At 72.5% G+C, this 13,343-nt stretch carries 17 protein-coding genes; 10 read left to right on the plus strand and 7 right to left on the minus strand.

From position 1 onward, the window contains the following. Positions 1 to 87 precede the first annotated feature (87 nt). The 4 genes from ABG090_RS06950 (at position 88) to ABG090_RS06965 (ending at position 2,723) form a co-directional block, all read left to right on the plus strand. Positions 88 to 477, plus strand: coding sequence for a heavy metal-responsive transcriptional regulator (locus tag ABG090_RS06950; protein WP_347753681.1), 390 nt, complete (start codon positions 88 to 90; stop codon positions 475 to 477). A gap of 253 nt (positions 478 to 730) precedes the next feature. Continuing rightward, positions 731 to 883, plus strand: coding sequence for a hypothetical protein (locus ABG090_RS06955; RefSeq protein WP_347753682.1), 153 nt, complete (start codon positions 731 to 733; stop codon positions 881 to 883). 19 nt (positions 884 to 902) lie between these two features. After that, complete coding sequence (locus ABG090_RS06960) at positions 903 to 1,835, plus strand: oxygenase MpaB family protein (protein WP_347753683.1); 933 nt, start codon at positions 903 to 905, stop codon at positions 1,833 to 1,835. Positions 1,836 to 1,877: 42 nt separating this feature from the next. Further along, on the plus strand, positions 1,878 to 2,723 hold the full coding sequence (locus ABG090_RS06965; protein WP_347753684.1) for an SDR family NAD(P)-dependent oxidoreductase: 846 nt from the start codon (positions 1,878 to 1,880) through the stop codon (positions 2,721 to 2,723). On the opposite strand, the gene ABG090_RS06970 is transcribed toward ABG090_RS06965, so the two are convergent. Next, on the minus strand, positions 2,712 to 3,944 hold the full coding sequence (locus ABG090_RS06970) for a saccharopine dehydrogenase NADP-binding domain-containing protein (RefSeq protein ID WP_347753685.1): 1,233 nt from the start codon (positions 3,942 to 3,944) through the stop codon (positions 2,712 to 2,714). The genes ABG090_RS06965 and ABG090_RS06970 overlap by 12 nt on opposite strands. A gap of 71 nt (positions 3,945 to 4,015) precedes the next feature. Here ABG090_RS06970 and ABG090_RS06975 point away from each other — a divergent pair, with 71 nt between their 5' ends. After that, entirely contained in the window at positions 4,016 to 4,495 is a 480-nt protein-coding gene (locus tag ABG090_RS06975; protein WP_347753686.1) for a plastocyanin/azurin family copper-binding protein, read from the plus strand. 37 nt (positions 4,496 to 4,532) lie between these two features. Here the strand turns inward: ABG090_RS06975 and ABG090_RS06980 are convergent, their stop codons facing one another. Beyond that, positions 4,533 to 5,330, minus strand: coding sequence for a DNA/RNA non-specific endonuclease (locus ABG090_RS06980; RefSeq protein WP_347753687.1), 798 nt, complete (start codon positions 5,328 to 5,330; stop codon positions 4,533 to 4,535). Beyond that, a complete protein-coding gene (locus ABG090_RS06985; RefSeq protein ID WP_347753688.1) occupies positions 5,327 to 6,664 on the minus strand; it encodes an alpha-amylase family glycosyl hydrolase in 1,338 nt (445 codons plus the stop codon). Before ABG090_RS06985 ends, ABG090_RS06980 begins: the two co-directional genes overlap by 4 nt. 57 nt (positions 6,665 to 6,721) lie before the next feature. Between ABG090_RS06985 and ABG090_RS06990 the strand changes: the two genes are divergently transcribed. The 4 genes from ABG090_RS06990 to ABG090_RS07005 all read left to right on the plus strand — a co-directional run bounded on the left by ABG090_RS06990 (position 6,722) and on the right by ABG090_RS07005 (position 9,228). Next, positions 6,722 to 7,240: a metallophosphoesterase gene (locus ABG090_RS06990; protein WP_347753689.1), complete on the plus strand. Its 519-nt coding sequence runs from the start codon at positions 6,722 to 6,724 to the stop codon at positions 7,238 to 7,240. 87 nt (positions 7,241 to 7,327) lie between these two features. Continuing rightward, on the plus strand, positions 7,328 to 7,807 hold the full coding sequence (locus ABG090_RS06995) for a pyridoxamine 5'-phosphate oxidase family protein (RefSeq protein ID WP_347753690.1): 480 nt from the start codon (positions 7,328 to 7,330) through the stop codon (positions 7,805 to 7,807). A gap of 15 nt (positions 7,808 to 7,822) precedes the next feature. Beyond that, complete coding sequence (locus tag ABG090_RS07000) at positions 7,823 to 8,356, plus strand: hypothetical protein (protein WP_347753692.1); 534 nt, start codon at positions 7,823 to 7,825, stop codon at positions 8,354 to 8,356. 68 nt (positions 8,357 to 8,424) lie between these two features. Further along, a complete protein-coding gene (locus ABG090_RS07005; RefSeq protein WP_347753693.1) occupies positions 8,425 to 9,228 on the plus strand; it encodes a thioesterase family protein in 804 nt (267 codons plus the stop codon). 23 nt (positions 9,229 to 9,251) lie between these two features. Here the strand turns inward: ABG090_RS07005 and ABG090_RS07010 are convergent, their stop codons facing one another. From ABG090_RS07010 to ABG090_RS07025, 4 genes are all read right to left on the minus strand, one after another. After that, the gene (locus ABG090_RS07010) at positions 9,252 to 10,889 is read right to left on the minus strand and encodes a helix-turn-helix transcriptional regulator (protein ID WP_347753695.1); all 1,638 of its coding nucleotides are present in this window, start codon (positions 10,887 to 10,889) and stop codon (positions 9,252 to 9,254) included. A gap of 115 nt (positions 10,890 to 11,004) precedes the next feature. Further along, positions 11,005 to 11,229 (minus strand): tautomerase family protein, encoded by a 225-nt coding sequence (locus tag ABG090_RS07015; RefSeq protein WP_347753697.1) that lies wholly within the window; start codon positions 11,227 to 11,229, stop codon positions 11,005 to 11,007. A gap of 157 nt (positions 11,230 to 11,386) precedes the next feature. After that, positions 11,387 to 12,274 (minus strand): hypothetical protein, encoded by an 888-nt coding sequence (locus ABG090_RS07020; protein WP_347753698.1) that lies wholly within the window; start codon positions 12,272 to 12,274, stop codon positions 11,387 to 11,389. Positions 12,275 to 12,324: 50 nt separating this feature from the next. Further along, a complete protein-coding gene (locus ABG090_RS07025; RefSeq protein WP_347753699.1) occupies positions 12,325 to 12,972 on the minus strand; it encodes a thioredoxin domain-containing protein in 648 nt (215 codons plus the stop codon). 41 nt (positions 12,973 to 13,013) lie between these two features. On the opposite strand from ABG090_RS07025, the gene ABG090_RS07030 reads away from it, so the two are divergent. Continuing rightward, the gene (locus ABG090_RS07030) at positions 13,014 to 13,301 is read left to right on the plus strand and encodes a DUF1905 domain-containing protein (RefSeq protein ID WP_347753700.1); all 288 of its coding nucleotides are present in this window, start codon (positions 13,014 to 13,016) and stop codon (positions 13,299 to 13,301) included. Positions 13,302 to 13,343 lie beyond the last annotated feature (42 nt).

Raw genomic sequence — 13,343 nt, forward strand, 5'->3', positions numbered from 1 at the left:
CTCCTCCGGTTTGGTATTCGCCCATCCATCACCCACCATGGACCTTCCAGTGCAGTAGAAGGTCAAGTACCGAGAGCGGAGACCGCCATGCGAATCGGTGAACTCGCCGAGGCCACCGGCACGACCACCAAGACCCTGCGGTTCTACGAGGACAGCGGACTGCTGCCGCCCCCCGAACGGACCGTCAGCGGATACCGCGACTACGACCAAGAGGCCATCGCCAGGCTGGATTTCATCCGGCGCGGGCGCGCCGCCGGACTCACACTCGCTCAGGTCCGCGAGGTGCTCGATATTCGAGATGCCGGGACCGCCCCGTGCCACCACGTCAAGGAGCTCCTCGACATCCGCCTCACTGCCCTCGACCAGCAGATCGCCGACCTACAAGCGCTCCGCACCAACGTCGCCCACCTCCGAGACGACGCCGCACAAGCCAACCCCTCCGAATGCCAGTCCAAGGACGTATGCCGCTACCTGTGAGCCCTTCGTGGCCATAAGGCCGCGGCGGTAGCGCATGACGACCGGTGCGTGCTGCTCGAGGCGACTCTGTGCTCAGGTTCACGACCTGGGTTGATATCCCCGATATCCAGTCGCATTGAGGGGCCCACTCTTCCGCTGCTCAGCACGCGCGCCACGCCTGCTGCTTGAGCAGGCACCCCTCAGCGATCGCTGGCAGGCTTGCACCATGGCGCGGTGGACGCACCGCCGCCGTCGCAACTCAGGAAGGCACACCATGCACGCCATCGCCAACGCAGCGCACGCCACGAGCGTTCCTCTGAACGACCCCTTCATGATCCTCATCGTCGTCTCGGCCATCGGGGTCACCGCGTCGTTCCTCGCACTGCTCGGTGGCTTCGCGCTCGTCGTGACCGGCCGCGCGGAGTGACCCCCAGTACTCCCCTGGCGTGAGCCGGCTGGGCGCGCTCCGCACGCGGCTGCTCGTCGCGCTCTCGGGCGATCCCGAGGGCACGCCCGCGTGGGTGCGCGAGCTCGCCGATGGCGATGACACGGGATACTTCGTCGAGGACGGTGCGGCATGGACCGCGCACGCGAGCATGGCGACGCTCGTCGCCGGCATCCGAGCGCTGCTGCTGCAGGCGCTCCACCCCGGGGCGATGGCGGGCGTGCACGACTGGTCGAGCTACCGGCGTGACCCGCTCGGGCGCCTCGCGGGCACGGTCCGCTGGGTCGTCTGCGTCACCTACGGCTCGACCGAGCAGGCCCAGCGCGAGACCGCGCGGGTGGCGCGCCTCCACGCCCGCGTCGAAGGCGACTACCTGGATGGCCGCGGCGACCAGCGCACCTACAGCGCGGCGGATCCCGGGCTCGCCGACTGGGTGCACCTGGCGTTCACGGATGCCTTCCTCACCAGCCAGCAGACCTGGGGCCCGCGTCGCGGAGGTGGTCGCATCCCAGGCGGACCCGATGCTTACGTGGCCGAGTGGGCCGCAGCGGCGCGGCTCATGCGGGTCACCGACCCGCCCACCACTGCCCGGGAGCTCCGCCGCCGCATCCACGGCTACCTGGAGCGCGGCGAGCTGCGCGGCGGCGAGCGCGTGCACGAGGTGGTCGCCTTCCTGCGGCGGCCGCCGATGGGCGGCGCCGCAGGCATCGGGTACCGGCTGCTCTTCGAGGCCGCGGTCGCGACGCTCCCCCGCCCGTACCGTCGCCTGCTCGGCGTGCGCCGCTCCGTGCTGCCCGTCGTGACCGCCACGCGGGTCGTGCTCTCGATCGCCGCACGAGCGCTCGCGTCCGGTGACGGTCGGCCCGCGCACGCGTGGGCGCGGCAACGCCTCCGCCGGCTGCAAGGTCGCACACCGCCGCACGGCATACAGTGAGCCGCGTCGCCCAACCGGGCACCGCATCGACCTGGAGTCACCATGCCCCGCACCATCCTGCTCACCGGCGCCTCCGATGGCATCGGAGCGGCCTCCGCACGTCAGCTCACCGAGCTGGGTCATCGCCTGCTGCTCGTCGGCCGCTCCCCCGAGAAGACCGCCGCTGTCGCGCGCGACATCGGCGCGCAGCACTTCATCGCCGACTACGCGCGGCTCGACGACGTGCGCCGGCTCGCCCGCGAGGTCGCCGACGCGACCGACCGCATCGACGTGCTCGCCAACAACGCCGGCGCCCTCCTCGGCCACCGCACCATCACCGTCGACGGCAATGAGGCGACGCTGCAGGTCAACCACCTCGCGCCGTTCCTGCTCACCCAGCTGCTGCTGCCGCAGCTGCAGGCCGGCGAGGGCATCGTCGTGAACACCGCGAGCTCCGCTGCGCGACGCCTCGCGCGCTTCGACATCGACGACCTGCAGGGCGAGCGCTCCTACGGCCCCAACCGCGCCTACGGCAACGCGAAGCTCGCGAACATCCTGCACGCGCGCGGCCTGCAGGAGCGCTACGGCGACGCCGGCATCAGCGCGGTCGCGTTCGATCCCGGCAACGTTCGCACGAGCTTCGCCGTCGGCAGCACGAGCATCCTGCGCCTGGTCTACCGCACACCGCTCGCGCGCCTGCTGCTCATCAGCCCCGAGCAGGGCGGCACGAACCTCACGTTCTTCGCCGACGGCACACCCGGCACGACGTGGCAGCCGGGTCGCTTCTACACCGAGCGCTCCCCCGCGACGCTCGGCGACACGAATCCGCTCGTGCATGCCGACTGGCTCGTCGACGAGCTGTGGGAGCGGAGCGAAGCGCTTGTCGCCGGGGAGACGTCAGCGGTCTGACCGCCCCGCGGGCGCGGTTTCGAGCGTGAACCCCTGAGCACGCAGCCGATCCACCAGCACATCGCCCATCGCGACCGCGGGCGTCAGCACGCCGCCCTCCGCACTGCACCGGTCGCCGTCGACGGCGAGCGAGAGCCCTGCCTCGCCGAGCATCACCGCGGTGGCGGCGTAGCCGGGATCGCCCTGCGCCGCAACGGTGGCTCGATAGGCCCGTCCGCTCGATGTGCGCGTCGTCGTCTCCAGGCGGAACGAGCCCGCGCTGCGGCGCTGCTCCGAGGGCCCCTCGCCTGGCGCCGGCAGCACGCGGTCGATGATGCCCCCGAGCCAGGGCGTCGCCATGGCTGCCGCGACCGCCATCGCCGCCGCGATCGCCGCGGCGCGAATTCGTCCGCCTACGCCTCGGCCGGTCGGCAGCACCTCGCGGTACCGGAATTCATCGCCGTACGCACCCCCAGCCAGGGCGTCGGAGCGCCGAACCACTCGCGTGTTGTACCCCGCCATGACGAAGGGCGCGTTCCACTCCCCCGTCTCCGCATCGAGGAACGGCCGCCGCACATCCCGCTGGCCCGCCGCGATCGGCGCTCCGCCGCTGAGCGCTGCCGGATCCGCGAGGATGCGGCCAAGCGCCGGGTCCTGTGCGACTCGATGCTGCTGCAGCCGCAGCGAGTCCAGCGTGCCGCCGCTGACGCCACCCTGCAGACGCCGCACCCGCATGGTCGTGTCGCCGAGGGCTCCCGCTCTATCGGCCAGTGCCTGCCGGTGCAGCAGCTGCACCGCGAGATCCGACGGCACCGAGTCGAAGCCGCAGGAGACGACGATCCTGGCGCCGCTCGCACGCGCCGTGTCGTGACAGCGCTCGATGAGCTCGCGCACGAAGAGCACTTCGCCGGTGAGGTCGGCGTAGTCGGTGCCCGCCTCGGCGCACGCGGCTGCGAGCGGGAGTCCATGGCGCTGGTACGGGCCCACGGTCGTCACGACCACGCGCGAGCGCTCCACCAGAGCGCGCAGGCTGCCGTGATCGTCGGAGTCCGCCACGACGAGCGGCCATCCCGCGGCGACCGGTCCGAGCCCGGCGCGCACCGCCTCGAGGCGCTCGCGCGAGCGCCCGGCGAGCGCCACGCGCAGGCCAGCGGGCGCGGCGTAAGCGAGGTGCGCCGCGACCAGGCGGCCCACGAATCCGGTCGCGCCGAAGAGGGTCAGGTCGAGGTCGCGGTGTGCCATCCGGCCAGTGTGCCCTGCCGTGCCCGGCTTCCTCACCGGGCGCTGATAGGAGCGGGCCCTACGGTCGGCACATGAACCACACTCGCCCCGCCCTCGCCACGGCAGCACTCGTCGCCGCCTTCCTGCTCGCCGGCTGCTCCGGCGGCACCGCCGATGATGCCGCCCCGGCCGCCGACAGCGCCCCCGCCGAGTCCTCCGAGACGGGAGCCGCCAGCGAGACCGACGCTGCGGAGATGCCCGCCGATGGCGCTCCCACCACGCTGATGGCCGTGGTCGGCAGCGAGGACGACCCGGAGGCGTACACGATGAGCATCGTCGACGAGGACGGCCAGATGGTCACCTCGGTGCCCGCAGGCGACTACTCGCTGACGTTCGTCGACCGCTCGCAGCTGCACAACTTCCACCTGATGGGCGACGGCGTCGATGTCGCGACCGACGTGCAGGGCACCGACGAGACGACCGTGGAGATCACGCTCGCGGAGGGCAGCTACGAGTACGTGTGCGACCCGCACGCGAGCACCATGAACGGTGTGCTCGAGGTCACCGGCTGATCGGCCACCGCTGCAGCTCGCACGCCAGCCTGCCCGGTCACCAGCGGATGTCAGCCAGCGTCCTGATCGGCAGCGGCCGCGTCTGCCGCGGCGTCGTCGCGTCGGTCTCGGCCTGCGGGATGCCGCTCAGGTCGAGGCCGGTGCGCTCGGCCAGCTCGTCAAGGCGCAGCTCGAAGGTCTCGAACTCGTCGAGGTAGGCGCTGCGCAGCCCGTCCAGGTCCTGCGTGAGCAGGAACGCCTTCGAGCGCAGCGACTCCCCCGCCCGATAGACGACGATCTTCCAATGGTCGCGCGGCACCTGCACCAGATCGCGGTACCAGGGGTCAGTCTCGGCCAGCACCGGGCCGGCGAAGACGCTGATGCGTCGATCGACGAGCGACTCGAGATCGAGCACCCCGTGCTCGAGCTCGCCCCACACGCCCCCGCGGCTCGATTGGTTGAAGCCCGCCATCTGCGGCGAGATGTTCGTGAAGCGGAACGAGTCCTGGTTCGCCTGCTCGGCCTCGGCGAGCGTGCCCCACAGCAGGTCGGAGCGGCGCGCGAGATGCCCACGGTCGAGGTCGTTGTCGACGTAGACGTCGTTCACCGTCTGCTGCTCGAGCGGCAATCGCAGGTCTGGCGAGAACTGCCGGGCGCGGGGGATGCCGGGGAAGAACCGCAGACCGTCGACATTCCACGCCACCGACCAGGCCAGTCGGCGGCGCACGTGCATGGTGACGGTGAAGTGCACCGAGTCCAGCACCGGCGCGTCGGCGTCGTCGACCGGCGCGGGCGCGGCCACGCACTCGCCGAGGAAGCGCGGGTCATAGCCGGTCGGGACCGGCTCGGCCCTCATGCCGCGTCGTCTCGCTGCAGATCGACCTCGAGCACGGCCCAGCCGCGCGGCGGCAGCGTGAGCTCGCCGTCGCCGAGCTCGCATTCCCCGGCCACGACGCCCTGTGCATCCGCTGACGGCACCGTCACCGGCCCGTCCTCGAGGTTGAGCGCCGTGATCAGCCCCCGCTCCCCCGTCGCGGTGCGCAGCACGATGGATCCGTTCGCGACGTGCACGGCGTCGGTGTGCGCGGTCGTGACCCACGGGTTGCGCCGCCGCAGCGCGAGCAGCTCGCGGTGCACGTCGAGCATGTGCTGCGCGGCTGCCTCCAGCGCGTCATGCGCGGGCGGCGCCTCCGAGAACTCGGGACGCACGGCGTCGTCGCCGCCCTCGCGCTCCTCCTTCACCGCCTCCCAGCCGTACTCGTCGCCCGCGTAGATCGCCGGGGTGCCCGCGACCGTGCAGAGCACGGCGAGCGCGTGCGGCACGAAGTCCGATCCGATCGCCGACGCGATGCGAGTCACGTCGTGATTGCCGAGGAACGTGTAGGGCACGAACGAGCGCAGCAGCTCGTTGCCTCGACCGATCGCGTGCTCGAGCTCGAAGAGGTTGCCGTCGGCGATCCCGTGCCAGAGCCCCTGCCACAGCTCATACTGCGTGACGGCGTCGATCGTGGACTCCTCCACGAAGGCCGGGTAATCGCCGTGGATCACCTCGCCCAGGAACCACGCGTCGGGGTGCTGCTCCCGCACGCGCGGCAGCACCGCCGCCCAGAACGCGGCCGGCACGGCATAGGCCGCATCCAGTCGCCACCCGTCGGCGCCGCGGTCGAGCCAGTGGCGCATCACATCGACCACGAGATCCTGCACCGCTGCCGAATCGTGATCGAGCTCGACGAGCGCGCCGTGCCCCTCGAACACCTCCGCCTCCCCGCCGTCGCCGAGCCGGAACAGCGCCGCCTCGGGCGCCGCCTCCGGGTCGGCCTGCGCGGCCTGGAACGCCGGGTGCTCCCGCCCCACGTGATTGAAGACGCCGTCGAGCAGCACCCGGATCCCGCGCTCGTGCGCCGCGGCGACCAGCCGATCGAAGTCCTGGTCGTCGCCGAGCCGGGGATCGATGCGGAGGTGGTCGATGGTGTCGTAGCCATGCGTGCTGCTGGCGAAGACCGGGCCGAGCGCGATGCCGTTCAGCCCGAGCTCCACCACGTGGTCGAGCCACGCCTCGATGCGCGGCAGCCGGTGCACCACATCCGGCTCCTGCCAGTCGCGGATCGGGGCGCCGGTGAATCCGAGCGGATAGACGTGCCACCACATCGCGCTCGCGCTCCAGTGGTCGGTGCTGTGCTGATCGGTCATACCGACATCCTGCCTCGCCCAACTGTGCGGCGCTCGACCACGCGGCAGACTGGCGTGATGACGACACGCGTGCTGCTGTTGAGCGACACCCACCTGCCAGTGCGCGCGAAGGCGCTGCAGGAGCAGGTGTGGCGGCTGGTGGACGAGGCGGATGTCGTCATCCACGCGGGCGACTGGGTCGACGTCGCGCTGCTGGACGAGCTCGAGCTGCGCGCGCGGCGACTGATCGGCGTCGCCGGCAACAACGACGGAACCGCGCTCTGGGATCGGCTGGGCGAGGTGGCGCGCGCGGAGATCGCGGGCGTGCGCTTCGCCGTCATCCACGAGACGGGAGCGGCGACCGGTCGCGAGCGCCGCTGCGATGCCCGCTTCGGCCCGACCAGCGACGCGCCGGCCGACGTGCTCGTCTTCGGCCACTCCCACATCCCCTGGGACACCACCACCGCATCCGGGCTGCGGCTCCTGAACCCCGGCTCCCCCACCGATCGTCGGCGGCAGCCGGTGGGCACGGTGATGCTGGTCGACGTCGCCGACGGCGCGGTGCGAGCGGTCGAGACGATCCCCACGCCGCGCTGACGCCGGTGCCGGCGACGCGCGAGCGCACGCGCGCGGGCAGCCCTCGCTCCCGGATCGCACACAGGTCGCCGTGCCACGGTGAGCCGCATGACCGACACCGACGCGACCACCACCGTCTCCGAGATCATGCGCTCCACCCGGATCGCATCGCTCTCCTACATCTCGCTCGCGGGCGACCTCGTCTCCACCCCGATGGGCACGCAGAACTTCGACGAGCCCGGCACCGTCTGGTTCATCACCCAGCGCTCCACCGACAAGGTGCGCGCCCTCGCGCAGGATCCGCGCGTCAACGTGCACTACGCCGGCAAGGGCGGCTGGGTCTCGCTCGCGGGCACCGCACGCTACGTCGACGACCCCGAGCGGTTGCGCGAGCTGTGGGACGCCTCCGCCGAGGTCTTCATGGAGGGTTCGCCCGACGACTCCGGCAACGGCCTGCTCGAGATCACCGCGACGAGCGCCGAGTACTGGGACTCCCCCGGCGCGGTCGCGACCGCCGTGCAGCTGGTGAGGGGGCTCGTGAGCGACGCTCGACCCGACCTGGGCGACAGCGGCGTGGTCGAGCTCTAGTCACGGAGGAGCCGCGTGCACGGTCCAGCGCCCGACGATGCGGCGCTCGCGGCGGTCGAGCGCGCTCGCGCGGTGCTGCGTGCGACCGCCGAGCGCCTCGCGGCCGCGGACGCGCGCGACGAGGCCCTGGCCCGCTACGAGGAGCCTAAGGCGCTGCTGGGGATGATCCCGCGGCGGCCGACGATGCGTCCGATCGGCCGCGCGTGGCGGCTGGGCGCGCTGCTCCTGCAGGCCGACGGCTCGGTCTGGGCGACGGGCATCTCCACCCGCGTCGCCGAGCCCGGCCGGCCCCAGCATCACACCGCATCCGTCGAGATCCGTCGCGCCTACCGAGCCGCCGCGATCGCCGGGGGCTTCCCCATGGGCGAGACGATCAATCATGGCATCACGCCCATCGAGCTCGACGAGCGGCTGGTCGGCAGCACGGGCCCGCTCCGGGTCCGCGACGGGCAGGCGTGGGTGCACTGGGGCACGGATGCGCCCGTGCCGCTCGAGCGCTACCTCGACGATCTCGGTGACCTGCTGCTGCATCCGCCGGAGGGTGCGTAGCCGATCTCGCCGACCCGTGACGGCGGGCGGGTCGGGCGGGACTCGGCGCGGATGGCAGGATCGGGAGCATGACTGCCGACAGCGCCGTGCCTGCCCCGTTCTTCGTCGCGCTCGGGGACGGCCGCTACCGCCCGACCGAGCACGCGAGCGGCGCGTGGCAGCCGGGCGAGATGCACTTCGGGCCGCTGAGCGGCCTGCTCACGCACGCGATCGAGCAGCACCGACAGCGGGTCGGCGGCGCTCCCCTGCTGCTGGCCCGCATCGCCTTCGACATCCTCGGCTTCCTCGCGCTGGACGAGACGGCGGTGCGGGTCGAGACTCGACGCGCGGGCCGCACCATCGAGCTCACCGAGGCCACCGCATCCATCGCCGGCCGCGACGTCGCCGTCGCGCGCGCGTGGCACAGCGTCGCCGGCGAGACCGAGGCGGTTGCCGGGGGCGCCGACGAGCCGATCCGACCCGTCGACGAGTCGCCGATCGCCGACTTCGGGGTCGATTGGGGCGGCGGCTACGTCAACGCCATCGAGTACCGCGTGTGCGGTGAGCGGGAGCCGGGGCGCAACCGAGCCTGGCAGCGCACGCCGCATCCGCTCGTGGACGGCGAGCGGGTCTCGCCGCTCGCCCGCTGGATCGGACTGGTGGATGCCGCCAACGGCGTCGCGGTGCGCGAGCATCCCCGCGACTGGGTCTACCCCAACCTCGACCTCACCATCCACCTGCACCGACAGCCCGTCGGCGAGTGGGTGGGCTTCGACACCGCCGTCGTCTTCGGCCCCACGGGGCAGGGCATCACCAGTAGCGCGCTGCACGATGAGCACGGCCACGTCGGCCGTGCCGCGCAGACGCTCACGGTGCGGCGAACGCCGCGCTGAGTCGGCTCGCTGCCTTCGGCAGTTCAGAGCAGGCCGTTGACCGCGGCGAAGGTCGCGGCACCCGCCCGGCTCGGCTGGTCGAGCTTGGTCAGGATGTTGGCGACGTGCCGGTGCACGGTGTGCGGGCTCACGACCAGCGCCCCGGCGATCTGCTGGTTCGTCTGCCCAGCAGCAAGCAGGCGCAGCACCTCCAGCTCCCGATCGGTGAGGTCGTGTGCGACGCCGGTCGCCCCGCCGGACGCCCGGTCGCGCAGCCGCTCCGCGTCCGAGAGCGCAGCGGCCGCCCCGAGTGCCCGCAGCGTCGCGGCCGCGATGGCTGCATGCTCCGCCGCACTCGCGTCGTCTCCTGCCTGCTCGTGGGCTCGCGCCAGCTCCAACCTGCACCCGGCCTCCTCGAACGGCAGCTGCGCATCGTGGTAGCGCCGCACCGCCTCGAGCCAGTGCTGCGGCGACTGCCCGGGCTCCGCGAGCAACGCCGTCGCCGCCGCCGCCGCGCCGAGCAGCGCCGTGCTGGCACCGTCCGCCGCCATGGCCCGCAGCTCGGCGGCGGCCGTCGCTGCCGCGGCACGGTCGCCCGCGGCCAGCGCGGCGCGCACGGCCGGCAGCAGGAGTCGAGCGCGCGCGCGATGGTGCGACGGGGGTGTGCGCTGCAGCACGGCGCGCATGGCTCCCCACGCATCATCCGGCCTGCCCTGCGTCACGAGGATGTGCGCCCTGGCGACGATCGCGAGCGGATCGAACTCTGCCTGGACCAGCAGCGCCTCTGCCTCTTCGATCCTGCCCTGCCGGCGGCGCAACTCGCCGAGCTGGATGACGGCGTCGACGCGCGCGTGCCGGCGCGAGTCGATCGTGCGCTCGAGCACCGCGGTCAGGTCGGCCTCTGCCTCGCTCCAGGTGCCTCGAGCGATGAGGATCGAGGAGTGCTGGATGCGGCACACCGTGAACAGCGGATCCAGGTGCTGCCTGCGGCAGATGATCTCGACGCGACGGCACCACTCCTGCGCGCGGGTGAGATCCGCCGTCTCCTGGCACGCGATGATCAGCCAGCAGACGATCTTGCCCATCCACATCAGATCGTGCACATCGCCGGCCGTCGCCGCAGCGGCCGCCACATCGAGCTGCTGCACGGCCGAAGCGGGACTGCCGGTCATGATCTGCGCGAGGCCGCCGAGCGCGTCGCCCGCGTGGGCCAGATCGGCATCGCCGACCCTGCGCCCGACGGCGGCGGCACGCGCGGCCGCCTGGCGCGCGATCTCGGGATCGCTGGAGGTCGCGAGCGCGACCTCTGCCTCACGCAAAGCGAGCCAGCCGTGCTCCGGCGCCTCCGGCTCGCCGTCCAGCAGCTGGGCGGCCTGGCCGAGCCAGCCGCGCGCGACGGATGCTCCCTCGCCGAACAGCAGCGAGTCGTAGCCCAGCGCCGCGGCGGCTCTCGCGGCCCCTACGCGGTCGCCGGCGTCGCGGTGCGCGCGATAGGCCGACTCGCGGGCCTCCAGGCACGCGGTGCCGTCGTCGAGCCACCACATCGCCTGCGCCAGGCCCTCGTAGTCGGTGCCCACTGCTCGCGTCGCGAGTCGAGCGCGGAACCCGTCGCGCGCGGCCGCCCAGTGGCCGGAGCGCAGCGCCAGCTCGGCGTCATCCTGCGCGCTCGGTCGGCCGTTCATGCCCCGAGCGTGCGCGCATCGGGCCGCGCGCACAAGCCCCCGCGGGTGCTCGCGAATGCGCGCGTGCGCCGAGCCGCCCGGCCGACGACCGGGTGACCCAGCGGATGCGCGATGCCTAGACGGCGACGCCGGAGGCCAGCGCGCGCACGTCGGCGGTCGTCAGCGGGTTGCCGGCGATGCCCCACGAGCCGCTCGCGACCTCCTCGACGACGCACCACGTGACGGGGCGCATGTTCTCGCCCTCGATCCGCACCATGGCGTCGGTGAGCGTGCGGACGATCTCGCCCTTCTGCTCGGGCGTGAAGACGTTCTCGATGACCTTGACCTGGATGAACGGCATGATTGCCTCCCTGTGCGATGCGCCCCCGGTGCAGGGGCGTGCATCCAGACTCCGCCGCGCCGCAGGCGCCCGCATCGACCGTGCGGGTCATCCTGCACCAGCGGCATGGCCCGATCGGGCCACCCGTCGGCCGCGGCGCGCTCTCAACAGCCGCGCCCTACGGCCGGGCTGCGCAGCGATCGACCACCCAGTCGAGCAGCGCATCGCGCTGCGCATCGGGCGAGGGCAGCACCAGATCGATCGGCTCGCCGTCGATGCTGGCGCGCAGGCGGAACAGCGTGCCCTGCTTGTCCTCCGCGATCGCGTGCAGGTCGCATCGGCCCGGCTCGAGCGGGATCGCCACATCGGTCGGTGCGTCGCCCGGCCGGATCTGCAGCCCGACGGGCAGCTGCTCGACGCGCATGCCGGCGGCGTCGACGGGCGTCAGCAGCACCGTCGCGTCGATCGCGTCGAGGCTGCCGCTCGCTTGCGCTGTCGCCGCGACGCCGGTCGGATCGATGCCGATCGGATCGATGCGGAGCCGGACGATCGCCGGCCCGGCCCCGTCGGCCGGGATGCTGGGCTCGAGCCAGCTGATCTGCGCGACCGTCGACGCGAACCTTTGCAGGTCGCAGGCGCGGTCGTCGAGCGCCTCGAGCTGCTGCTCCGGATCCCCCGGGAGCAGCTCGAGCACCGTGCCGTCGGCGAGCTCCAGCTCGGCGCGGTGCTCGAGCGGGCCGGCGTCGCAGGTCGCCTCCGGCAGCTGCAGCCGCAGGTTCCGTCGCAGCCCTGGCGGGATGGTCGCGGGGTTCTCGGTCGTCATGGGCGCCGACCAGCGAGTGGAGGCGTAGGTCGCGCGCAGGATGGTGAGGGGAGCCTCGGCGTGATTCGTCACCCGCAGCTCGATGTGGCCGGTTGCGACGTCGCCGCGCAGCTGCAGGATCTCGACGACCGCCTCCGGTGTCGCACTCGCACCGGGCGAGTCGGATGGCGCCGCCGCGCAGCCGCCCGTCAGGAGCGTCGCCGCGACCAGCAGCGCCGCGCACCGCCTCCGATGGCTCCGCACGCGGTCATCCTGCCACCGTCGAGCCGCCAGCGACTGCGCGGATCGAGCTGCTACTCCTCCAGCGCCTGCTGGATGGCCTGCTCGAGGTCGTCGAAGCTCTGCAGCTCGATGCGGCGACCGTCGATGAAGAACGTCGGCGTCCCCTGGACCCCGGCTGCCACACCCGCGCTGTAGTCGAGCGCGATGCGGTCGGCCGTGGCCTCCGACTCGACCGCCGCGTCGTACGCGGCCAGGTCGAGCCCCAGCTGCTCGGCGAAACCGCGGAAGATGGCGGCCGCGTCGTCGCTCTCCGACCACTCGGCCTGAGTCTCGAAGATGCGGTTGTGCATCGCCTCGAACTCGCCCTGCTGCGCAGCGGCCTCGGCGGCGGCGGCAGCCGGCACGGCGTTCGCGTGCATCTCGAGCGGGAAGTAGCGCATGGCGAACGTCACCGAGCCGTCGTAGCGATCCCGCAGGTCTTCGACGATCGGGTGGAACTGCCCGCAGGTCGGGCACTGGTAGTCGAAGAACTCGACCAGCACCGGCGCGCCCTCGCCGGCGTCGTCGAGCACGTGCGTGCTCTCCTCGACGAGCGTGCCGCCCGCGTCCGCCTGCGGCTGCGAGCTCTCCCATGGACGCACCACGAGCAGGGCGACGGCGATGATGAGCAGGAAGGCTCCGACTACGGCAGCGATGCTCCCGAACGCGTTCTTCGACATGGGTTCCAGGCTACCCGGCGCTCCGGAGTACGCTCGCCGGCGTGGAGCTCGAGTTCACTGCGGTCGCGATCGAGTGGCGCGGTCCCGCGCCGTTCGTCTTCCTCCCGGTGCCCGACGACGAGGCCGAGATCATCCACGACAGCGCCTCGGAGCTCACCTACGGCTGGGGCGTGATCCCGGTGACGGCGACGATCGGCGGCACCGACTTCACCACGTCGCTGTTCCCGCGCGACGGCGGCTATCTGCTGCCCATCAAGGTCGCGGTGCAGCGCGCGGAGGGCGTCGGCATCGGCGACGAGCTGAGCGTGCGGATGCGCCTCGGGCGCTGATGCCGCACGGTCAGTGGCGCCGAGTAGCATCGGCCGCGCCGC

This window comes from Agrococcus sp. ProA11 (assembly GCF_039880525.1).
Lineage (GTDB): Bacteria > Actinomycetota > Actinomycetes > Actinomycetales > Microbacteriaceae > Agrococcus > Agrococcus chionoecetis.